Annotated in this window: 19 protein-coding genes; 17 read left to right on the top strand and 2 right to left on the bottom strand. The window is 36.7% G+C overall.

The annotated features are described in order from the left end of the window. The first annotated feature begins 231 nt into the window (after positions 1-231). The 7 genes from HMPREF2811_RS00625 (at position 232) to HMPREF2811_RS00595 (ending at position 9,522) form a co-directional block, all read left to right on the top strand. On the top strand, positions 232-1,119 hold the full coding sequence (locus tag HMPREF2811_RS00625) for a polyprenyl synthetase family protein (RefSeq protein ID WP_071407646.1): 888 nt from the start codon (positions 232-234) through the stop codon (positions 1,117-1,119). Between the two features lies 1 nt (position 1,120). Further along, positions 1,121-1,933 (top strand): TlyA family RNA methyltransferase, encoded by an 813-nt coding sequence (locus tag HMPREF2811_RS00620; RefSeq protein WP_071407645.1) that lies wholly within the window; start codon positions 1,121-1,123, stop codon positions 1,931-1,933. Positions 1,934-1,945: 12 nt separating this feature from the next. Beyond that, positions 1,946-3,688, top strand: a complete 1,743-nt coding sequence (recN, locus tag HMPREF2811_RS00615) for a DNA repair protein RecN (protein ID WP_071407644.1) — start codon at positions 1,946-1,948, stop codon at positions 3,686-3,688. A gap of 262 nt (positions 3,689-3,950) precedes the next feature. Beyond that, positions 3,951-4,799: a recombination regulator RecX gene (gene recX, locus HMPREF2811_RS00610; RefSeq protein ID WP_071407643.1), complete on the top strand. Its 849-nt coding sequence runs from the start codon at positions 3,951-3,953 to the stop codon at positions 4,797-4,799. A 106-nt stretch (positions 4,800-4,905) separates the two neighbouring features. Then, on the top strand, positions 4,906-6,057 hold the full coding sequence (gene mutY, locus HMPREF2811_RS00605) for an A/G-specific adenine glycosylase (RefSeq protein WP_071407642.1): 1,152 nt from the start codon (positions 4,906-4,908) through the stop codon (positions 6,055-6,057). Continuing rightward, complete coding sequence (locus HMPREF2811_RS00600; RefSeq protein ID WP_071407641.1) at positions 6,054-7,781, top strand: ABC transporter ATP-binding protein; 1,728 nt, start codon at positions 6,054-6,056, stop codon at positions 7,779-7,781. The genes mutY and HMPREF2811_RS00600 overlap by 4 nt, the downstream gene beginning before the upstream one ends. Then, positions 7,774-9,522 carry an ABC transporter ATP-binding protein gene (locus HMPREF2811_RS00595; protein ID WP_071407640.1) on the top strand — a complete coding sequence of 583 codons (1,749 nt, stop codon included), beginning with the start codon at positions 7,774-7,776 and terminating at the stop codon, positions 9,520-9,522. Before HMPREF2811_RS00600 ends, HMPREF2811_RS00595 begins: the two co-directional genes overlap by 8 nt. Positions 9,523-9,646: 124 nt before the next feature. Here HMPREF2811_RS00595 and HMPREF2811_RS00590 read toward each other — a convergent pair whose 3' ends face one another. Continuing rightward, positions 9,647-11,164 (bottom strand): pyruvate kinase, encoded by a 1,518-nt coding sequence (locus HMPREF2811_RS00590; RefSeq protein ID WP_084801788.1) that lies wholly within the window; start codon positions 11,162-11,164, stop codon positions 9,647-9,649. A gap of 422 nt (positions 11,165-11,586) precedes the next feature. On the opposite strand from HMPREF2811_RS00590, the gene HMPREF2811_RS00585 reads away from it, so the two are divergent. The 8 genes from HMPREF2811_RS00585 (at position 11,587) to HMPREF2811_RS00550 (ending at position 19,040) form a co-directional block, all read left to right on the top strand. Next, positions 11,587-11,898 carry a rhodanese-like domain-containing protein gene (locus HMPREF2811_RS00585; protein ID WP_071407639.1) on the top strand — a complete coding sequence of 104 codons (312 nt, stop codon included), beginning with the start codon at positions 11,587-11,589 and terminating at the stop codon, positions 11,896-11,898. Between the two features lie 3 nt (positions 11,899-11,901). Further along, on the top strand, positions 11,902-13,560 hold the full coding sequence (locus tag HMPREF2811_RS00580) for an FAD-dependent oxidoreductase (RefSeq protein ID WP_071407638.1): 1,659 nt from the start codon (positions 11,902-11,904) through the stop codon (positions 13,558-13,560). Further along, a complete protein-coding gene (locus HMPREF2811_RS00575) occupies positions 13,553-13,855 on the top strand; it encodes a rhodanese-like domain-containing protein (RefSeq protein WP_071407637.1) in 303 nt (100 codons plus the stop codon). Before HMPREF2811_RS00580 ends, HMPREF2811_RS00575 begins: the two co-directional genes overlap by 8 nt. Then, the gene (locus HMPREF2811_RS00570) at positions 13,848-14,108 is read left to right on the top strand and encodes a metal-sensitive transcriptional regulator (RefSeq protein WP_101813413.1); all 261 of its coding nucleotides are present in this window, start codon (positions 13,848-13,850) and stop codon (positions 14,106-14,108) included. Before HMPREF2811_RS00575 ends, HMPREF2811_RS00570 begins: the two co-directional genes overlap by 8 nt. 370 nt (positions 14,109-14,478) lie before the next feature. Beyond that, positions 14,479-15,030, top strand: coding sequence for a nucleoside tri-diphosphate phosphatase (locus HMPREF2811_RS00565; RefSeq protein WP_066125266.1), 552 nt, complete (start codon positions 14,479-14,481; stop codon positions 15,028-15,030). A 166-nt stretch (positions 15,031-15,196) separates the two neighbouring features. Beyond that, positions 15,197-16,594, top strand: coding sequence for a L,D-transpeptidase family protein (locus HMPREF2811_RS00560; RefSeq protein WP_071407636.1), 1,398 nt, complete (start codon positions 15,197-15,199; stop codon positions 16,592-16,594). Between the two features lie 421 nt (positions 16,595-17,015). Then, positions 17,016-17,528 (top strand): HD domain-containing protein, encoded by a 513-nt coding sequence (locus tag HMPREF2811_RS00555; RefSeq protein WP_071407635.1) that lies wholly within the window; start codon positions 17,016-17,018, stop codon positions 17,526-17,528. Between the two features lie 159 nt (positions 17,529-17,687). Further along, positions 17,688-19,040, top strand: coding sequence for a D-serine ammonia-lyase (locus tag HMPREF2811_RS00550; protein ID WP_168164920.1), 1,353 nt, complete (start codon positions 17,688-17,690; stop codon positions 19,038-19,040). Positions 19,041-19,362: 322 nt separating this feature from the next. Here HMPREF2811_RS00550 and HMPREF2811_RS00545 read toward each other — a convergent pair whose 3' ends face one another. Continuing rightward, complete coding sequence (locus tag HMPREF2811_RS00545) at positions 19,363-20,820, bottom strand: NCS2 family permease (RefSeq protein ID WP_071407634.1); 1,458 nt, start codon at positions 20,818-20,820, stop codon at positions 19,363-19,365. Between the two features lie 240 nt (positions 20,821-21,060). On the opposite strand from HMPREF2811_RS00545, the gene HMPREF2811_RS00540 reads away from it, so the two are divergent. Together HMPREF2811_RS00540 and HMPREF2811_RS00535 are read left to right on the top strand one after the other, a co-directional pair. Beyond that, positions 21,061-23,247: a Tex family protein gene (locus HMPREF2811_RS00540; protein ID WP_071407633.1), complete on the top strand. Its 2,187-nt coding sequence runs from the start codon at positions 21,061-21,063 to the stop codon at positions 23,245-23,247. A 14-nt stretch (positions 23,248-23,261) separates the two neighbouring features. After that, on the top strand, positions 23,262-23,993 hold the full coding sequence (locus HMPREF2811_RS00535; RefSeq protein WP_071407632.1) for a metallophosphoesterase family protein: 732 nt from the start codon (positions 23,262-23,264) through the stop codon (positions 23,991-23,993). Positions 23,994-24,240: the final 247 nt, after the last annotated feature.

Raw genomic sequence — 24,240 nt, 5'->3', positions numbered from 1 at the left:
AGAGGAAAACCAACAATAATTTGACACTATCTTTGTATACTGATTGTGTGAGAACACTAGTGGATTATGTTATAATATCACTAGCTTTGACAGATATTTACAGTCAAATTTAGCAAGATAACTGAAAGCGTCATGTTTGTAAGTTTGTAAAAGATAACAATCGATTTTTAACAAGGAGGATTTTAGCTTTATTAACGTACCTAATGTATAAGGCTAAAGATAAAGAATACAATGGAAATATTAGAATTAAAGACCATTACAGAATTTTTTGAAAAAGGATTAGAACAGCATATACGTTATAAAACGACACCAATTGAGTTAATGGAACCAATGACCTATTCATTATTAAATGGCGGTAAAAGAGCACGTCCCGTCATGTTATTATGGGTCTTAGCGATTCAATCAATGGATGCAGTAAAGGCAGGTCTCAATACCGCCAATGCCTTAGAAGCCATTCATACTTATTCGCTCATCCATGATGATTTACCAGCGATGGATAATGATGACTACCGCCGTGGTATGTTAACTAATCACAAAAAATTTGATGAAGCAACCGCTATTTTAGCTGGGGACGCTTTATTAACTGATGCGTTTGGCATGATTGCTGATGATGACCAATTGAAGCCTGAGCAAAAAGTAAAATTAATCAGTTTATTAAGTCAAGCGGCTGGTTCAGTTGGTATGGTGGCAGGACAAGTGTTTGACATTCAAGCCGAAAATAAAACGATCACTCATGAACAATTAGCGAATATTCATTATTTAAAAACAGGTAAACTCTTTTTATTTGCAGTGCAAGCGGCAGCCATTATTGCCAATCTAACCACTTCAGAACGTCAATTATTAGAAACATTTGCCACGCATTTTGGACGGGCTTTCCAAATTCATAATGATATTATGGATGAAATTGGCACACCAACTGAAACGGGTAAAAAAACCCAAGCTGATAGTGAATTACATAAAGCTACTTATCCGGCTTTACTGACCTTAGAGGGAGCAAAAGAGGCTTTGAATGCTGATTTAGAAGAGGCACGTTCAGCATTGAAAGAGCTAACGGAGACTACTGGAAAACCATATGACAGTCTTGAGGTTTTCTTACAATTTGTAACATTGGAGCTATAAAATGAAAAAAGAAAGAATAGATAAACTAGTTGTCCAAGCCGGTCTAACCGAGTCTAGAGAACAAGCGCGTCGTTTAATTATGGCGGGACAAATTTACGATCAAAATAATCAACGCTACGATAAGCCAGGTGAAAAAATACCGGTAGACTCAGAACTTCATATTAAAGGAAAAATAATGCCCTATGTCAGTCGAGGCGGCTTAAAATTAGAAAAAGCCATTAAGGTATTTGACATCGATATGGCCGGTCACCGGCTATTAGATATTGGTGCTTCTACTGGTGGATTCACTGATGCAGCGTTACAATTCGGCGCTGAAATGAGTTATGCTCTCGATGTTGGCTACAATCAACTCGCTTATTCATTGAGAGTCGATCCACGAGTGGAAGTCATGGAACGTCAAAACTTTCGTTATTCTACACCAGCCGACTTTACTAGGGGAGAGCCTACCATCGCGAGTATTGATGTATCGTTTATTTCCTTAAGACTCATTTTGCCACCGCTGATTGATATTCTAGCGCAAGATGGTTATGTATTAACATTAATTAAACCTCAGTTTGAAGCTGGACGTGAGAGAGTTGGAAAAAATGGTATTGTTAAAGATCAGCAAACACATATTGATGTGGTCACAGAAGTATTACAATTTGCTAGTTCAATTGGATATACAGTTGAAGATTTAACTTTTTCACCGATTACCGGTGGTGAAGGAAATATTGAGTTTTTAGCTAAATTAAAAAATGCCAAACAATTAAATAATCAAAGTTGGCAACAGATTAAGATTGAAGAAGTAGTCAAACAAGCACATGAAACATTTTAATTGAGGTGTACTATGCTACAAAGTTTAACCATTGAGTCTTTTGCGATAATTGATCAAGTAACGATTGATTTTTCACAAGGAATGACCGTTCTATCGGGAGAAACAGGTGCCGGAAAATCCATTATTATTGACGCTTTAGGCATCTTATGTGGTGGACGTGGATCAAATGAATTCATTCGACAAGATAGGGAAAAGTTGGTGGTCGAAGGGTTATTCTCTTTTAATGAGCAACCCACTGCGCTTATTCAATTATTAGAAGAGCTATCAATTGATACGGAACATTTACTTGAAGATGGATTAATTATTCGCCGTGAAATTAACAGTCAAGGTAAAAATTTAATACGGGTGAATGGGCAATTATTAAATGTCACTGCCCTTAAAAGAATCGGTAGTCATTTAGTCGATATCCACGGTCAAAATGAACACCAAGCCTTATTAGATAATACGCAACATTTAAGTTTAGTCGATCAATTAGGCGATCAACAATTTATTCAATTAAAAGAAAAATACCAAACCGCGTACGAACAGTATGCTGCAATTCGTCGCCAATGGTTTAAGAGTCAAAAAAATGAACAAGAGCAAATGCAACGCTTGAGTTTTTTAGAGTTCCAAGTGAATGAGATTGAGGCAGCGCATTTAGTCAAAGAAGAATATGAACAATTAGAGGCCATTAGTGCCAAATTGCAAAATGCGACAAAGATAACCCACGCGATGGAATCGATTAATTATTTAATGTCAAATAGTGACAGTAGTATTTTGGGAAATTTAAGTGAAGTGATTGATGAATTGAATCAAGTTAAAGATTTTGATGATCAATACCCAGCGATTTTAGATCAAGTCAAATCGATTCGAATTGATTTACAAGAAATCGCGCATCAAGTGGCGATGAGTAATGATGGTTTTGATACGGGGGATCAATCGATTGATGAGGTCGAAGCCCGTTTAAATGAGTTAGGCCAATTGAAACGTAAGTATGGCATGGAAATTGACGAGATTTTGGATTATTATGATCAAATTTCTGAAGAAATTTACCAAGTTCGAAATCGCGAAGCTTACTTAAAAGATTTAGCTTTAAAATTTAATACAGCTTATCAAGAGGCCTTAACACTAGCACAACAATTAACTGCTGAACGTCAAGAATTGGCCAAAGGGTTAGTCACGGCGATTGAACATGAACTGGCAGATTTATATATGCCTCATAGTCGCTTTGAAGTAAGATTTAATACTTTAGCAACCGAACAAATTGAATTAGATGAGCTAGGGACGGTAGAGTGGATTAATTTATCAATTGAAGGGCAAGACGAGGCAGAGTTTTATGCGATGACCAACGTCGGTGAAGCAAGCAAACCACTCGTTAAAGTAGCCAGTGGTGGCGAACTCTCACGTTTTATGCTAGCTTTAAAAGCTGTTTTTAGTCGCCAATTAAGTGAACATACGATGGTCTTTGATGAGATTGATACCGGTGTATCGGGTCGGGTAGCACAAGCGATTGCTGAAAAAATTGCCCAAATTGCCTTTCATAATCAAGTGCTTTGTATTACCCACTTGACACAGGTAGCGGCCATTGCCCATGAACAATTATATATTCAAAAACAAGTCGCCAATAATCGGACCTCAACGGTCGTCAATACTTTAACGACTAATGAGCGCCGCGAAATCTTAGCACAAATGATGTCCGGAAAAACCATTACGGATTCATCATTACAAATGGCGGATGATTTATTAACGGAAATGGCTCGCTTTAAAAATAACTAAGTAAATATTGATAAACACAGTCAAGTAAGTGCTTGTTAAAGACAAGCGTAGTGTTGAGTATTGTCAGGTAAAAACAAAAAAATCATTTGGGTTCCATCTATTTATTTTAGTGCGTAGTGTTGAGTGAGACTGGGCAAAATCTCGCTAAATTCTGCTTCTTGCCCCAAACTCACATCTCAGTTGGATGCTCAGTTTAACCGGTCATTTTTAAATCAAGATCAATTAAATATTACTAGAAAAACAATTGAAGGAGGTGGCTTCAATGAAAATCACGAAAATTGAAAAGCAAAAGAAAAATAGCGAACGCTATTCACTTTATGTGGATGATGAATTTTGGATGGGAGTCAATGAAGCCGTCCTAGTTAAATTTGCTTTGTTTAAAGCACAAACGGTCACAGCTAAAGATTTAAATGAAATTGCCGAAGCAGAATATCAACATTCGATTTATAATCAAGCGATAAAATATTTAGCCCATGGCTTAAAGACGGTAAAAGAAACGCGTGACTATTTAACGCAATATTTATCCGATCGCCATAAGGAACAAGAGGAGCAACCGCATCCTAATGAAGCATTATATATTGAACAAGCGATTGAGAAATTGACGGAACAAAAATACTTAAATGACTTATTTTATAGTCAATCATATGTGCGCACGCATGCTAATTTAAATCAAAAAGGGCCAGAATTATTAAGGCGTGAATTGCAACAAAAAGGGGTCGCGCTGCATTTAATTGAGGAAGCGATGCAAGAATATCCTGCTGAGTTAGAAGTGGAAAATGCTCAAGCACTCGCTGATAAATATGCGCGGATTAAAAAGCAATATCCACCCAAAAAACTGATTGAAAAGACGCGACAAATGTTGCATAACAAAGGCTATGATCATGATCTGATTCAACAAGTGATTCATGAAGTGGATTTATCAGCTAGCGCAGAACGACAAGATGATTTATTAACCAAAGAGTCTGAAAAGCAATTACGTAAATGGCGCCGCAAACATTCAGGGTTTCAATTAAAGCAAAAAATGACTGAAAGTATGATGCGCAAGGGCTTTGATTATGACTTAATTAAAGCGTGGATGGCTGAAAATGAAGAAGCATTTATTGAAGAATAAAGTCAAGTGAGTGTTTAAAATGAGTAAATAAGCTACTTTAAAAAGAGGATATGATAACTCGACAGACACTCACTTTGATTTTTTGAATAAGAGGAAGGAGCTTTTTGTGACTCAAGTTTTAGCAAAATATGGATGGGATGATCAAAAAGTCAAAGGATTTCGGGCAGCGCTCTTAGATTGGTATGATCAAAACAAACGTGATTTACCATGGAGACGCACTCGTAATCCTTATTATATTTGGATTAGTGAAATTATGTTACAGCAGACACAAGTAGCAACGGTTATTCCTTATTTTGAGCGATTTATTACGGCATTACCCACAATTGAGGCACTAGCTAATGTTGATGAGCAGGAATTATTGTTATTATGGCAAGGTCTAGGGTATTATTCGCGTGCACGTAATTTAAAAGTGGCTGCCCAACAAATAATGGAACATCATCAAGGTCAGATGCCTCAAACGATGCCGGAATTATTAAAATTAAAAGGAATAGGCCCCTATACTGCAGCAGCGATTGGAAGCATGGCGTTCGACTTAGTAGAGCCGGCCATTGATGGTAATCTATTAAGAGTGACTGCCCGGATGTTTGAATTGGATGCTGATATTTCAAAACCAAGTTCAAGAAAGATTTTTGCGGAAATTTTATATGAATTAATTGATCCAGAGCGTCCCGGAGATTTTAATCAAGCGATGATGGATTTAGGGGCAACGGTGATGACACCGACCAATTATTATCCAGAGGACAGTCCTATCAAGGCTTATGATCAATCGTTTATTAACGAAACAGCTGCGCTCTATCCGGTCAAAAAAAAGAAAATTAAAAATACTAAACATCAAATGTTGGCGTATCGTATTCAAGACGTAAAGGGATCAGTGTTGTACCGTCAACATACAGCTGATGAACTCTTAACAGGGTTATGGCATTATCCAATTTTTGAGTATGATATTGTCTTAGATAGTGCGACTGAAGATGAATTGTTAACACCCTTAGAGGATTATTTTGAAGTATTAGGATTAGGGTCGCTCAAGTTAAAGCTGATGATGAACCCGAGCCAAATGATTGTTGCTTTGCCGAAAGTGAAGCATGTTTTCTCACATCGGACCTGGAACTTACAAGTGGTGCCGGTTCAATTAGAAGATGATTTACAGGCTCTAATAGCAGGTAGTCAAGGACTCACAACGACTGCTAGTGATCAAGAACATCCTATTTCAACTTTACAGCAGAAACTTCAAGCGAGATGGGAAGGAGTGAATCGATGAAACAACTATTACAATATTTTAAGGGCTATCAAAAAGAAAGTATTCTAGGTCCTGTATTTAAACTATGTGAAGCATTATTAGAATTAACCGTCCCGATGATTGTTGCTCGCGTCATTGATGAGGCGATTCCTTCAGGAGAGACCTCGCAAGTATTAAGATACATATTCTTAATGATTGTGGTGGGCTTAGTAGGGTTTATTTTAGCTATCACCGCTCAATACTATTCGGCTAAAGCGGCGGTTGGATTTACTCGCCAGCTTAACAATGATCTTTTTAAGAAAATTATGGCATTACCCCAAGCGGAAGTGGATAAAAATTCACCGGCAAGTTTAGTTAACCGCATGACTTCCGATACTTTCCAAATGCAAACAGGCGTTAACATCTTTTTTAGGCTATTTTTACGCTCTCCCTTTATTGTCATTGGGTCATTAGTAATGGCGATGCAAATTGAAAGCCGTGTCGCCTTAATTTTTACTACAATGATTATCTTATTATTTGTGGTGGTCGGAGGCATCTTAAAATTAACGAGCCCGATGTTTGCCAATGTGAGAAAGCGTCTGGATCATTTAGTACAATTGACCCGACAACAAGTAAAAGGGATGCGTGTCATTCGTGCATTTAGACAAGAAGCAAGAGAAATTGAAGAATTTAAGAGTACTAACCAACACTTAAATCATGAACAATTAAAAGCGGCGAATTGGAGTGTTCTAACCAATCCTTTGACCTATGTGATTGTCAATATTTGCTTGGTATTAATTATTTGGCAAGGCAGTCAGTGGGTAAATGTCGGTAGTTTAACGCAAGGTGGCTTAGTGGCCCTCGTGAATTATCTATTACAAATTTTAGTAGAATTAATCAAATTAACCATGGTTATTAGTACCATGAATAAAGCGATGACCAGTGCTAAACGAGTCGTGGAAGTCTTTAATTTAGAAGATGAAGCCACATCCTTTGAGCAAATTGCCGTTACAAATCCGCAGTCATTGTATGAATTTAGTCAAGTGCAATTTTATTATCCCAATACCCAAGCGCCAGCTTTAGAACAATTAAATTTTACGATTAATAAAGGCGACTTTTTTGGCATTATTGGGAGTACCGGTTCAGGAAAATCAACCTTAATTGAATTATTAACTAAAAATTACGACCAAACTGCTGGACAAATTAGCGGCAATTCACAATTATTAAAGACCGACACCCGTAATGAATTACGGGAATCGATTGCCTTAGTTCCTCAATTGGCGACATTGTTTAAGGGCACCGTACGCAGTAATTTATTATTAGCTAATCCGGATGCAAGCGATGAAGCGATGTGGCAGGCGTTAAAAGTTGCCCAGGCAGATGGCTTTATTAAAGAGAAAAATGGTCTCGATACAAAAGTAGAAGCCTTCGGACGTAATTTTTCCGGTGGTCAACGTCAACGTCTGACGTTAGCACGGGCTTTAGTTAAAGAAGCAGAAATCTATATTTTTGATGATTCAACTTCTGCCTTGGATTATTTAACAGAAGCTAATTTCCAAAAAGCACTACAAGAACATTTTGCTGATAAGACGATTATTATGATTTCACAACGAACTCATAGTGTTTTAACAGCCAATCAAATTTTAGTGTTGAATGAGGGTAAACAGATTGGACTCGGAACGCATGCTCAATTATTGGTGGAGTGTCCGATTTATCGAGAAATTGATCAATCGCAAAAAGTAGCGGAGGTGAAGGAAGATGAATAAAAATAATACTTCAACCTTTAAACGATTACTTGGTTTATTTACCGTCTATCGTTGGCAGTTAATGATGGTGTTGTTAATGACTGTCTTACAAGTTGCTTTCTCAATTTTAATCCCGATATTATTAGGACGTGCAGTTAATATGATTGTAGGGCCAGGACAGGTACAATTTGAACCATTAAAAGTAATATTATTTCAAATGGCCATCGTGATTATTGGTAATACCCTCATCCAGTGGCTAGCCCCTTTATTGTATAATCGATTAGTTTATACCACGACAACAGCATTAAGACAACAAGTATTAGAGAAATTGCACCATCTCCCATTAGCTTATGTGGATCGATTATCAACAGGAGATTTAGTGAGTCGTGTCGTAAGCGATGTCGAACAATTGAGTGATGGTATTTTAATGGTCTTTAATCAGTTTTTTGTAGGAGTGCTAACGATTGTCGTTACCATTATTACCATGGGCAGCCTTGATTGGCGGATGATGTTAATGGTCGTTGCCTTAACGCCATTGTCATTGATTTTAGCGCGAATTATTGCGGGGAAAAGTTATCGTCTGTTCAGGAAGCAAACGGAATCTCGTGGTGAGCAAACACAGATGATTGAAGAGAGCATTCAACAAATTGAGATTTTACGTGTGTTTAATGCACAACCGGCAACCAATGAACGATTTAAACAAATCAATCAACAATATGCCGATCACTCACAATCAGCGATTTTCTATTCATCGATTACCAATCCGGCGACACGCTTTATCAATGCGACGATCTATGCATTGTTAACCTTTGTAGGTGCCACGCGTATTATTAAAGGTAATTTCACCGTCGGTGAGTTAACGACCTTTTTAAATTATGTTAATCAATACACTAAACCGTTTAACGATATTTCGAGTGTCTTAGCTGAAATTCAAGGTGCTTTTGCTTGTGCTGAACGCTTATTTGAAATTTTAGATCAGCCGAGTGAAGTAGAAACGGGCACTCAACAATTAAATGCCGATTCAGTGGAAGGGCGTGTTGACTTTCAACAAGTCGACTTTAGTTATGTGCCAGACCGTCCGTTAATTGAAGATTTGAATTTAGCAGTAAAAGCTGGTAAAAGAGTGGCAATCGTCGGGCCAACCGGAGCAGGTAAATCGACTTTGATTAATTTATTAATGCGATTTTATGACGTGAATCAAGGACACATTTTATTAGATGGAACGCCTATCATGGAGTATACTCGTCAATCTTATCGTGAAAACTTTGGGATGGTGTTACAAGAAACTTGGCTTAAATCGGCCACCGTTCATGAAAATATCGCCTTTGGGTATCCTAATGCCACGCGTGAGTTAGTAGTAGAAGCTGCAAAAGCAGCCCATGCGGATCATTTTATTCAACAATTACCACAGGGGTATGACACCTATTTGGATAATGGTGGCGATGCTTTATCAATCGGACAACAACAATTATTATCGATTGCTCGCTTATTTGTTAGAGTTCCACAATTGTTAATCCTGGATGAAGCGACGTCATCAATTGATACGCGAACGGAAATTCTTATTCAAAGTGCCTTTGAACAATTAATGCAAGGACGTACTAGCTTTATTATTGCCCACCGATTATCGACCATTCAAACAGCGGACTTAATCTTGGTGATGCAAAATGGCCAAATAGTGGAACAAGGTAATCATCAAAGTCTGATGAAGCAACAAGGATTATACTATGAAATGCAACAAACAAGAAATGTGGAAGAGGCATAACATAAATAGACTTTAAGCAAAACGCTTGGTAAGTCTAGTTAATTTGAGACTGTTGTCTTTAGGGACATAACCTCAACACAAAACTCCCCCAATGAAATGAAAGTTTCACTGGGAGAGTTTTTTGTTATTCGTCTAAAGTATATTGGCCTGCTTGTTTAGCAATATTCAAGGCTCTTAATTGTGGTGTTTTCTTAAATTGATTAATCTCCACTTTTTTCAATATCTTCGCTAATAATTTGATAGCAGGAACAATAAAGTCACCTTTATTTAACATCACACATTCACTACGCGCTCCTTCCACCACGTCAGTCAATTCTGCACGCGCTGGAATACCATTATCAACGAGGTTAGCGAGTACTTCGGTTGCCCACACTACTGGAACCGAAGCAGCTTCACAAATCCACATGATTTCTTGTTGTAATTCAGCTAAGCGAACGTATCCTGCTTCAACAGCCAAATCGCCACGGGCAATCATGATCGCTGTAGGGTTTTTACTGGCAGCGGTCATAATAATTTCAACAATATTTTCAACGGCTTGGCTGTTTTCAATTTTAACCATTAATTGCATTTGATTCGCTTTATCGCCAAGTAGTTCTTTTAATTTAGCTTGAATGTCTTCAACATCTTTTTTACTGCGAATAAAAGAAAGATTGATTATATCAGCCCATTTTGCTGCAAAGGCTATATCTTGTTCATCTTTTTGATCGATAATATCGATATTTAGCAAAGTGTCTGGGAAGTTAATGCCTTTTTGAGCTTTAATACGACCAGAACCCCCTTTTACTTGATCGATTTTTAAGACAGCCCCATGTTCTTGAACTTCAATGACATGAGCTCTAAAAGCTCCGTCATCAAAAAATACCCGATCGCCCTCTTTTATCTGTTTGTAAACACAAGGGAAGGGACAACCTAAATAAACGACATAGTCTGAATTGGCTTCAATATGTTTAATATCAGAAAGTAACTTAACATGGTCTCCTACTTTGACTTTATTCTTTTTAAAATAAGAAAATACCCAATCGACCCTTAATTTCGGACCCGCAATATCCATTTGAATCTTGACTGTTTTATTGAGCTTTTTGCAGCGGTCTCGAACTAATTCAATCATTTGTTGCCAGATTTCTGGGTTATCATGAGAACAGTTAATGCGTGCCACATTCATCCCAGCCCGTAGCATTTCATCGATTAGTTTAACATCAGTGGCCGCTTCAGTCGGTAAAGTAACCATAATGCGGGTTCGATAGTCTTCCGGGGCAGGTCCGAAAATTTTGTCGGCTTGTTGATCGAGTAGCTGGATACCTTGATTGAATTGCTCGACTGTTGGATAGTCATGACTGGTCTCATGGCCAGCTAAATTGGCTAGATTAGCTCTTAAAGCTTGCAGCGTCACAATCGTTTTAGCTTCCGAACGACCAATCGACGATAACCCTAAGGGGATTAATTTTTGTTGTAAAGGCCTTAAATCTTGTTGTCGTAAAGCAAGATAGGCAGCTAAGTTTTTAGCAGGTTCGATAAATTCTTGACGTTCAATTTTATCTTGCCAACGGTCATAAAAATGTCGGCCATTCGTTAAAACATATTGATATAACTTGTCTACATCTTGATAAATCTGTTGTAGCATTTCTTTTGAATTTTTTACCATAATATCCTCCCTCTTTTCTTATTGATTAATGTAATAATTTATTCATCTTTGTCTCACTCTAATCATATCAGAATGTGTCAATAATAACCATAGTAAGTGCTTACAATCTTTTTGAATTATATAATGAGTCGGGATGAGGGATTGTCTCAAAGTTAGGGGCCGGCCGACAATCAGAGCTTAGCTAATCTAAAAGGGTAGAGGCTGATTGTAATTTTTTAAATTCTGTTAAGTCATACCTATTTCATTAAAAGCGCTGTGGTTTAGTAGGCTCAAACTTGGTCTTAAACAGGTGTTTGAAACAAATTCCCCTTAAATAATTACCAGTAAATGAATTTTTATATTTGACAGAAGTAAAATAATATAGTTTAATTATACCCATAGGGGTATATAGGGTTGAGTATAAAATTACAAGGAGGTAAAATATGTGGTTTTTTGGACCCAGAGTAGAAGCAATCAAAGCTGATGAAATTAACAATCAGCTATTAAAAAAGTATCAATTATTGGATGTGCGAACACCAGCAGAATTTAAAAGCGGGCATATAAGCGGTGCAGTCAATCATCCCTTAGCACAAATACAATTGTTTCAAGGCAGTAAAGATAAGCCTATTTTAGTCATTTGCCAAAGTGGTATGAGAAGTCGTCAAGCAGCCAAAGCTTTAGTGAAAAAAGGCTATCAAGTGAAAAATGTTAGTGGCGGAATGAATGCCTGGCATGGGCCAGTCAAAGGAGGATAATAAATGAAAAAGATTTTAATTGTTGGTGGTGTTGCTGGTGGAATGTCAGCCGCAACTCGATTACGTCGATTAATGGAAGATGCAGAAATAATTGTCTTTGATAAGGGATCTTATGTATCGTTTGCCAATTGTGGATTACCCTACCACGTATCTGGCGAAATTGCTGAACGTCAAAAATTAATCGTTCAATCACCGGAAGCTTTACGCGCCCGCTTTGATTTAGATGTTAGACCGAATACCGAAGTGCTATCAATTGATCCGCAAACAAAAACGGTGACGGTTCAAAATGAAGGGCAAAAATCAACTGAACCATATGATGTACTAATCTTATCACCAGGAGCTAAGCCATTTGTGCCACCGATAATCGGATTGGAAGCAACCGACAACACACATATATTACGTAGTATTCCTGACTTAGATGGGATCATGGCTAATTTGAAAGATAATAAAGTTAAACAAGCAACAGTAATCGGTGCGGGCTTTATTGGTATTGAAATGGCAGAGAACTTAGCAAAATTAGGTTTAGCCGTAACAATTGTTGAAAAAGCGCCACATGTTTTACCGCCTTTAGATGTAGAAATGGCCCAACATATCTTATTAGAATTAGAAAAAAATAATATTAAAGTCATGACCAATCAATCGGTAGTCGAATTTAAAGAACAAGGCCACACTTTACTATTAGAGGATGGCTCTACCTTAAATTCTGATTTAAATATTTTATCGGTCGGTGTGCAACCGGAAAATAGCTTAGCCAAAGAAGCGGGAATTGAATTAGGTTTGCGTGGAGGGATTGTTGTTGATGACCAATACCGTACGAATGTACCCGATATATATGCAGTTGGCGATGCCATTGTCGTGAAACAACAAATTACCGGTCAAGATGCCTTAATTTCGTTAGCCTCTCCAGCTAACCGTCAAGGACGTCAAGTTGCTGATATTATTGCCGGTTTAGAAAGTAGCAATAAAGGAAGCATTGGAACCGCGATTGTGCGTGTGTTTGAAATGGTTGCTGCTTCAACTGGATTGAACGAACGCACTGCCAAATTAGCCGGATTAACCCCATCAGTGGTCCATATTAGTGGTAAAAGTCATGCCAGTTATTTCCCAGGTGCTGAAGATATTCATTTGAAATTAGTCTTTAATCGCCAAACAGGTGAAATTTATGGCGCACAAGCCGTCGGCAAAGATGGCGTGGACAAGCGAATTGATATTATAGCAACGGCTATTAAAGGTGGATTAACGATTTTTGATTTACCAGAATTAGAGTTTACCTACGCACCACCATTTGGTTCAGCGAAAGACCCCGTTAATATGGCGGGTTATGCGGCTTCTAACTTAGCAACGGGTGTGACGGATTCCATTCAATGGTATGAATTAGCCGATGAATTAACTAAAGGCAAAATATTGTTAGATGTGCGTAATGATGGGGAATTACAACGCAATGGTCGTTTTAAAGAGGCGATTCATATTCCACTCGATCAATTACGTGAGCGATTAGCGGAATTGGATAAGAACCAACCGTATATTATTACTTGTCATAGTGGCTTACGTAGTTATATTGGTGAACGTATCTTAAAACAACACGGATTTACAGTAGAAAACTTAGATGGAGCTTTCTCACTGTATCATTTAATGAAACCGGAGGAAATTGTACATGTATAAAAGCAAAATGATGGTTGAATTTGAACAAGATTTAAAACACGATGACTTGACCGTACTTGATGTTCGTGAATTGGATGAGTATAATAATGGACATATTAAAAATGCCCTTCACCTACCTTTAAGTCAAATAAGTGAGTTGGTCAATGATTTAGATTCATCAAAACATTATCATGTTATTTGTCATTCTGGTGGACGATCAGCTATGGCATGTGAATTTTTAAGTGCACATGGGTTTGATGTGACCAATGTGATGGCTGGAATGTCGGCATGGAAAGGTGATGTTGCATTTGACTAGTTGCGATAAATCGATTTTAAATCGATTAAAAAGAACTGAAGGTCAATTAAGAGGAATCCAAAAAATGATTGAAGAAGAACAGGATTGTATGGATGTGATTACCCAATTAAGTGCAGTTCGTTCAAGTGTTGATCGCATAATGGGGATTATTGTGGCGCAAAATTTGCGTGATTGCTTAGAAAATCCTGAAGCAGATTCTGAAGTACAAAATGCCAAAATTGATCAAGCGATTCAAATGATTATTAAGAAATAAACAAAATAAGCCGGGAAGATGTGACCATAACTTAATAGGTTCGGTCACATCTTTATTTTCTTTTTTAGTGATTTAACTTCACAGAAGTAGAGTGGTCTCAATCTGCGTCTTAATGACGGGTCAAATCCCAACTATGTGCGGGTGAGCACACAATATGAAAACCATAAAATTTTATACTGCTTAATACCCACTGCGGGCTGACCAAAGTATTTTTTGCCTTTTGCTTGGAAATAAAATTTAACGAATATTTCGTTTGGTTTGTGAAAATGATTTGTATTTATATACCTATTTAATGACAAGTATGTTACAATATTAAAGATGGAAGATGACCTTGGTCGTCTTGATTGACAAACAGAAGGTAGGATGAGTGATGAAGCAACCAAAAGAGGGTGAATTCATCACTATTAAGAGTTATAAACATGATGGCTCATTGCATCGTACTTGGCGTGATACAATGGTTTTAAAAACTAGTGATCAGTCGATTATCGGTTGTAATGACCATACGTTGGTAACTGAATCTGATGGTCGCAGATGGGTAACTCGTGAAGCAGCGTTACTTTATTATCATAAACATTTTTGGTTTAATATTGTAGCGATGATTCGCAAACGCGGTGTTACTTATTATTGTAATTTGGCTTCTCCTTATTTAATAGATCAAGAAGCCTTGAAATACATCGATTACGATTTAGATATCAAAGTGTTTCCAGATGGCGAAAAGCGATTATTAGATCTTGATGAATACGAAATTCATGGACGTAAATATCATTATCCAGATGAAATTGATCGTATTTTAAAATATAATATCCAAGAGCTAGTACGATGGATTGAAGAAGAGAAAGGACCGTTCTCACCGGAATTCATTGAAATCTGGTATGAACGTTATATCCAATTAACCCATCGTAAAAGAGGAAAATTTAACTAAAATAGTATGAATTCACTGTTTGTTATCACCGCGATTAGCGGTGTTTTTTTATATTTAAAAGTATGTTAAAATATTGAAATATAGGCTAGAGCATAGGCATTCTAATTGCTCATTTTATTAGAGTTACCTATAATTAATGAGAGAGAATAGACAGAGGTGAGAGAGTATGCAATTGTCAAAGTTTAATCGCAAGCAATTAGGTTTTGGGATTGCTGGTGGAGTAATTCTTTTATTATTATTGATTTATGGAATCGGTGTCTTATATTATCAAGGGCATTATTTACCGAGTACTACAGTAGCCGGACAATCGATTAGCAATCAATCAATTGAATCAGCAAAGACTAAAATTCAGAGTGAACTAGAAAATAAAATCATTTTATTTAATGAAAATGAACAACCAATTGGGACTGTGGCCATGAAAGATTTAGGCGTAACCAGTCATTACGATGAACAATTAACTCAATTAATGACCGAACAAAATGCCACTGATTGGCCATTAGCATTACTTAAACTGAAGCGATCAGAACTCCAAGTGAATCCAGAAACCGTTCAATTTGATGAGGCAATCATTACGGATTTGATTTATAGTTTAGGGGTTAACAATGAAGAAAGAACGCCTGCTGAGGATGCTTATATTTTAGATGATGACAATGTCTTTTCGATTATTCCAGAAGTGTACGGTAATCAAATTAATAATGAAAGTATGACCCAAACGCTATTTTCAGCTCTTAATCATAATCAATTAGAAGTCGATTTGAAAGATGCCTATATCCAACCTCAAATTAAAAAAGAAGACCCAACATTGAATGATAATTTGCAGAAAATTGCTGTAATGGAATCAAGTCAGATAACATTAGCTTTTGATGGCAATGAAGTTACCATACCAAAAGAAAATATTGCGAGTTGGATTTATATCGATGAAGAGGGTGCACCGCAAGTCGATCGCGCGTTAGTTGAAGATTATATACGTGACTTAAATTATCAATATGCCGGTCTTTTTCAGCCGCGTCAATTTATGAGTACTTATCAAGGAGAGGTTACAATCCAACCAGGAACCTATGGCTGGTATATTGACCGTCATACCGAGCCAGACAATATTATTGCTAATATTCATGAGGGATCGACCATTACTCGTGAACCGGTTATCGGCGGCGATGGCTATGGTATGGGCGATAGTGTTGGCAATTCTTATGTTGAAGTCGATATCTTAAATCAAACCATGTTTATTTACTTAGATGGTGTTCTAGTATTGCAAACACCGGTGGTAACTGGAAAAACAGGTACCAACACAATACCGGGGGCTTATCGAGTATGGAATATGGAGTCACCTTCGGTATTGCGAGGCTATAATCCGCATACAGATATTGATTATGAACAACCAGTTCAATATTGGATTGCCTTTGACGATCAAGCTCAAGGGATTCATGATGCTAATTGGCAAGGAACTTTTGGTGGACAAGCTTATTTAAATTCGGGATCCTTAGGATGTGTTAATACACCACCGAGTGTGATGGGACAAGTATTTGAATTAGTATACTACGGAATGCCAGTTATTGTTTTTTAATAGTGAAAACGGTCTTTATTATATCACTAATGGAGTGAGCGAAAAGATTGGAATGATATAAATTTCAATTCTTTCGTTTACTCCTTGTTATTTTTTGAATAGTGTATACATAAGTTTGTTTTCATTTTTCAAAACTAATTCGAATATTCTTTTTCGTTTTTCAAAACCAACGCGATTTTTTTGTTTTTCAAGATAGCTTTCCGGTTTTTCTGAAAATCAGTGGGCACGAATGTCTTTATTTTTCAAGACCACTTTAAACAATTGTTTTCGCTTTCATAATAAACTTATGAAACCATCTGTAATAATGGCAATAAAATTCAAACAAAATTTACATATTTAACTAAATTTACATCTTATTTTCAACAAAAATGCAAATCTTTTTGTTATAATGATTTTGAATTAATCAACAAGGAGTGTTTAGATGGCTTTGGATTGGCAAAATGATGCAGAATATATGGCATTGATTGAAGATTTAATTGAATTAGAAGAGGTACAATGCCTAAAGAATTACGTTCATCATTTAGTGACAGACCGTTTATCGCATTCTTTATCGGTATCGTATCGTAGTTATCGTTGGGCAAAACGTTTTAATCTTAATACACGTGCCATTGCGCGTGCAGGTTTATTACATGATTTGTTCTACTATGATAGTGCAGATAAACATCAAGTAGGGGGCAAGGGCCACAATTGGGAACACCCACGAATTGCCTTACAAAACGCTTTAAAAATTACTGAGATATCAGATCTTGAACAAGATATTATCGTTAAACATATGTTTGGTGCAACTAGAGAGTTGCCTAAATACCCAGAAAGTTATATTGTCACACTCATGGATAAACAAGCCGCCATCTTTGAGTTGGGTGTAGGCTTTTATCAATTCTGTTTAGCACAATCAGCCAGACAGAGTAAAAAATTAGTGAGCTTTCTATTATAATCAACTGATTCTATCCAATTATATATAATGACTAAAGAGTACTGAAAAGTGCTCTTTCTTTTCAGTTAAATGAGAATTTAAATAAAAATCAACAAAATAGCACTCAAACAGTGTGAAATTTGATACAATGACGAAGTAAAACTTATCAGGAGGATTAATATGACAAAAATAAACAATATTGAATGGTCTGAAAAAGTTCAGTACCTTAATGATATTATGAATTTAAAACCAGTTTTCTGGATCAATAAGCATAAAGATAATTTTGAAGAAGCATCTAAAAAGGTAGCTTATTCAATGGCAGATGTTCAAGATGCCGAAGCTCGTTTAGAGCGTTTTGCACCATTTATTATGCAAGAATTTCCTGAGACGGCGCCAATGAATGGTTTAATTGAATCAGGTTTAACAAAACTGGCACCATTAAAAGAATATTTAGAAGATAAAAATAATACGACCATACTAGGCGATTTTTATTTAAAACGTGATGACACTTTGCCAATTGCCGGAACAATTAAAGCACGTGGTGCTATTTACGAAGTGTTAAAATATGCTGAAACATTAGCACTAGAACATGGCTTGTTAAAAGGCATTGAAGATGATTATACTAAATTTTCAAGTGAAGAATTTCAATCGTTTTTCCGTCAATATAAAATTGTCGTGGGAACAACGGGGAATCTAGGAATCAGTGTCGGTGTGATGAGTGCTAAATTAGGTTTTGAAGTGACGGTTCATATGTCGATTGAAGCAAAACAATGGAAGAAAGACTTATTGCGCTCTAAAGGTGTGAATGTTATCGAACATGATACCAACTTCACTGAAGCAGTCTGTCAAGGACGTGCTCAATCAGATGCTGATCCTAAATCATATTTTGTCGATGATGAACATTCTATAGAATTATTTTTAGGTTATACAGTGGCTGCTCTTCGCTTAGAAAAACAATTAGAAGAAATGGGTATTAAAGTAGACGCTGACCATCCATTGTTTGTCTACTCACCATGTGGTATTGGAGGTAGCCCTGGTGGTACAGCTTTTGGTCTAAAACAAGTGTATGGTGATAATGTTCATTGTTTCTTTGCCCAACCGACTCATATGCCGTCAATGTTATTAGGTCAAATTACGGAGCAGTTTGACAAAGTTTCCGTTGATGATTTCAAAATCGATGGAAAAACGAATATGGATGGTTTAGCTGTTCCGAGAACTTCAGGATTTGTAGCGGAATTAATGAGTAATTTCTTCGATGGTGGTTATTCAGTAGAAGAAGAGGAAGTACAACTATTATTATCTAAAATGGTTGATTTAGAAGCAATTAATTTAGAACCAGCCGCTTTAGCGGGTGTACCTGGACCAATACGTCTATTTACCACAGCTGAAGGGCAAGACTATATTACAATGAAGAATTTACAAGGTAAAATGCAAAACGCCACTCATATTGCTTGGGCGACAGGTGGTAGCATGGTTCCTGCTGCTGATATGGAAGTTTTCTATCAAGAAGGATTAGCTGTGATCAATAAATAAGTAATTTAGGTGGAATATCTTAAGAATTTTCGTTATTGAGCAGATTTAAGCAGTGGAATAGGGGAGTGTTTATACTTTGTTGGTTAGTTTTTTAATTGAATAGACAATAAATAAATCCTTTAGTCATTGTTTAAATTCATCGGTAAGAGTGATTTTGATAATCCGTAAGATGTACTGAGTTAATAAACCATAGGAGGACGCCTATCAGACGTCAATCCTATGGTTTTTAGTTGTTTCTATAGAAATAAAAAAGGGGGAGTAGACCAGAAGTAGAAAATCATTTAATTTTCTACTTCCTGCCACTCCCTTTAATCTGAAAATTTTAGATGATAGCTAAAGCAATAAAATTAATTGCGAATAAAACTACTGAAATCCATAAGATAGGATGAATTTCTTTTGCTTTACCTTGAACAATTTTTACTAAGCAATAAGCAAAGAATCCTGCGGCAATTCCGTATGAGATTGAATAAGCTAATCCCATGAAGATGGAAGCAAAGAATGCCGGTACCGCTTCAGCAAAGTCAGCCCAATTAATATCAGCTAATGACGATAACATTAATACCCCAACTAAAATTAAAGCAGGTGCTGTTGCTGACGCTGGTACAATTCCGATAATAGGTGCGATAAAAATTGATAGGATAAACATTACAGCCGTTGAAACAGAAGTTAAACCTGTACGTCCACCTTCACCGATTCCTGCTGCCGATTCTACGAAAGTTGTCGTGTTGGATGTTCCAAATAAAGCACCAATTAAAGTACCGATCGAATCGCCGAATAAAGCGCGGTCCATTTTTGAATTAAATCCAGAGCTAGTTTCTAAAGCATTGATATCCTCATCAGAGAAAATACCGGTACGACGACCAGTCCCAATGAAAGTACCGATTGTGTCGAAAACATCTGATAAGCTAAAAGCAAAAATAGTGATTAAAACAATTGGTAAACGAGAGATATCACCAAATAGCGAAGGTAAACCTGCTGGTGTGAAAATAACTAAGAAGGTTTCATCTAAAGCTGCGAAAGCACTCGCAACAGAATTACCTGCCCAATCAATTGAACCTAAATCTACTACGCCTAAAGGAATTCCAATTAGTGTTGTTAAAATAATACCTAATAAAATAGCTGATTTTACACCACGAATCATTAAAGCAATCGTGATAGCTAAACCGATAAGCGTTAGTAAAGAAGTAGGATTGGTAAAGTTAACTAATTCAGGCACTGCCCCACTATTCGCAAGGACTGATGAAATACCACCAGGGAATGATTCAGCGGTAGGATCGCCACCATTGACTGAAATTAAATTAATCCCATCGATGGTAAATTGTAATAAGTTACCATTTTTAATTCCGATATATGCAATGAAAACACCAATCCCAGCTGAAATCGCATGTTGTAAACTTTCTGGGATAGCTTTAATTAAAGATTTACGTACTTTAGTAACCGTAATTAAAACATTAAAGACCCCACAAATAAATACCATTGACAACGCTTCTTGCCAAGTAAAACCTAAACCAAATACAACCGTAAAAGTAAAGAATGCATTTAACCCCATACCAGGTGCCAAAGCATAAGGAACATTCGCTAATAATCCCATCGCCAAAGTTGAAACAGCAGCAGCGAAGACCGTTGCTAAAAAGACTGCTTGATTTGGCATACCCGTTAACGCAAGGATAGACGGGTTAACGAACATGATATAAGACATTGCTAAGAATGTCGTAATCCCCGCAGAAATTTCAGTTGAAACAGTGGTGCCATTTTCTTTTAATTTGAAAAATTTATCCACAAAAAAAGACCTCCTAAATTTTGAATACAGAATGAGTATAGCAAAAGAATCAGAACGTTCAACAAGAAAATTAAATATATCATTCGATTTGAATTGAATGTTCGTGTTTTTAATAGCAGAGACCATAAAATTAGTCAAAATAAGTGTTTAATGGCTTCAAATCAGTAGAAATATGTTATAATCATCATTATGAAATGAATTAAAATTTGTGTTTAGTATACAAATCGGAAAGAGGATATTATGTCAGAATTATTTAATCAACAGATTAGTAAAGAAACCGGCATTTCAATCAAACAGGTTGAAGCTACATTAAAATTATTAGCAGAAGGTAGTACCATTCCTTTTATTGCTCGATACCGTAAAGAGATGACGGGATCATTAGATGAAGTTCAAATTTATACTATAGAGCAACGCCATCAATATTTAATTAACTTGTCAACTCGTAAAGAAGAAGTGACGAGATTAATTGAAGAACAAGATAAGTTAACCGAAGAATTAAGAGTGGCAATCGAACAAGCCCAAACACTACAACAAGTAGAAGACTTGTATCGTCCTTATAAACAAAAACGTCGTACTAAAGCAATGGTGGCGATTGAACAAGGTTTAGAACCATTAGCAGATTGGATATTATCAAATAAAGAACCGATTAATCTCAGCGATAAAGCGAATGAATTTATTCAGGATGAGGTGACAACCGCTGAAGAAGCATTAGCAGGTGCTCATGAAATTATTGCTCAAAAAGTATCCGATAATGCAGAATACCGCGAATTTATTCGTAAATACAGTCGTTATAATGCGATCATTCAAACCAGTTTAAAAAATCAAGAGAAAGACCCGCAACAAGTTTATCATATGTATTATGATTTCTCTGAAAAATTGGATAAAGTCAAAGAGCATAATACTTTAGCCATTAATCGTGCAGAAAGAGAAGATGTTATTACGGTTAAAATCAATATTGATGAAGAGCCGGTTTATCGTTATATTGAAAAACGTTTTATTGAAGCAGATTTACCTTCAGCACAAGTAACTTTTATTCAAAATGCGATTCAAGATAGTTACAAACGATTTATTGGACCAGCCATCGAAAGAGAGTTACGTGCTGAAACAACGGAAAAAGCCGATTTACAAGCAATTGAAGTTTTTGGTGAAAACTTACGTAACTTATTATTAACTGCACCATTAAAAGGTAAAGTAGTGTTAGGTTTTGACCCTGCTTATCGAACAGGATGCAAATTAGCTGTCATCAATGAGACGGGTGCGGTCTTAGAAAAAGCCGTTATCTATCCACATGAAAAATCCGTTGGAGCTGATACTAAAGCGCAACATGAAGCGAAATGGGCTAAAGCTGGGCAACAATTAACCGATATTATTAATCGTCATCAGGTGGAATTAATTGCGATCGGAAATGGAACTGCCAGTCGTGAATCTGAATTGTTTGTCAGTGAAGTGATTCATTCTCTGGATCGAAAAGTTCAATATTTGGTGGTGAGTGAAGCTGGAGCCTCGGTTTATAGTGCCAGTGAGATTGCGCGTCAGGAATTTCCAGATTGGGAAGCTTCTGAACGTAGTGCGGTAAGTATTGCTCGCCGAGTGCAAGATCCATTGGCAGAATTGATTAAGATTGATCCCAAATCAATTGGTGTCGGTCAATATCAACATGATGTGGCGCAAAAATCATTGAATGAACAATTAGATTTCGTGGTAAATATGACTGTAAACCAAGTGGGCGTGGATATTAATACTGCTAGTATTCCATTATTACAACGCGTTTCAGGTTTAACTAAGACCACAGCAAAAAATATTGTGGATTTGCGTGAGGAGTTAGGACATTTTTCAAATCGTGAACAAGTGAAAGATGTAAAACGGATGGGTCCTAAAACTTATGAGCAAGCAATTGGTTTCTTGCGTGTTTTAGGGGGAGGTAATCCACTTGACCAAACTAATATTCACCCGGAAAGCTATCCGATTGCTGAGCAAATTTTAGCGAAATTAGCGATTGACCAAAAAGCATTGGGTTCAAAAGAAGCAAATGATTTATTAGCAAAATTAGATTTAAATCAATTAGTCAAAGAATTAAATGTTGGAAAAGAGACCTTAATCGATATTATTGAAGGGTTAAAAAATCCAACCGCGGATATTCGTGACGGACAACCGACACCACAATTAAGAAGTGATGTCTTAAAAATGGAAGATTTAAAAGTTGGAATGGAATTAGAAGGAGTGGTACGCAACGTCGTTGACTTTGGTGCCTTTGTTGACATCGGTGTAAAACAAGATGGCTTAATTCATATTTCTAAATTAACCAATAAACGTCGTGTGAATCATCCAAATGAGATTGTAGCGGTGGGTCAAATTGTGGATGTTGAAGTCATTCAATTAGACTTAGTTAAACAAAGAATAGGGTTGAAATTAGTTAAAATTCATTAATTTGGAGGTGTTATATGAAAGAGCGTGCCTTTGTAATAGGAGATATCCATGGGGAATACCAAATGTTAAAACAGCTTTTAACATATTGGACTCCTGAAGAAGAGGAATTAATCTTTGTAGGCGATTTAATTGATCGGGGACCGCAAATCTTTAAAACACTTGAGTTAGTTTGGTCATTACAAAAAGAGTACGATGCAAAAGTGATTATGGGGAATCATGAGGCGCTTTTTCTTGATTTTTTACAACATCCTAATCAGGCATGGGATTTGTATCAAAGAAATGGAGGAGCTACTACTTTAGCTTCTCTTAATCACTTAGCACTTGATGAGATAAATGATTTTCAATTGGATGAGTTAGTTAATTTAACAATCGAAAATTATCCTCATTTGATGGCGTGGCTAGAAAATTTACCTTTGTATCTTGAATACGGTGAATGGATTATTGTTCATGCGGGAGTCGATTTACAATTAATCGATTGGAAGCAATCTAAACCAAGTGATTTTTATTGGATTCGTGACCCTTTTCATGTGGGCGATAATCGAACCGGTAAAAAAATTATTTTTGGTCATACACCCGTTAAGCTTTTAAATGCCACACCAGGTGATTTATCAATTTGGCATCATCAAGGAAAGTTCGGTATCGATGGTGGTGCTGTTTATGGTGGTGACTTAATTGGGGCCCATATCACCCAATCCGGAGAACTATTAAAAGAAAATCGAGTGACACAGGGAGTAGACCAGAAGTAGAAAATCGATTAATTTTCGCTTTGTCTGTTCACTTCCACACAGTTTGATGGCACTCAATCCCAGCGCTTTGAGTTACCGAGCAATAATTTGACTGAATTTTTCAAATTTATGTTTAATCTCGTTAAGACGCAGTTTGCAGCCACTCAACCCTTGCGTTATTAATTACCGAGCAATCACTTGATTGAATTTATCCAATTTAGCCCAGCCTCGTCCCGTATAAAAAACCTTAAGAGTGCTTCGCACTCTA

Source organism: Globicatella sp. HMSC072A10, assembly GCF_001811625.1.
Classification (GTDB): Bacteria; Bacillota; Bacilli; order Lactobacillales; family Aerococcaceae; genus Globicatella; species Globicatella sanguinis.
Note: the sequence above shows the minus strand (reverse complement) of the source record. Positions and strands in the feature narration are given on the sequence as shown.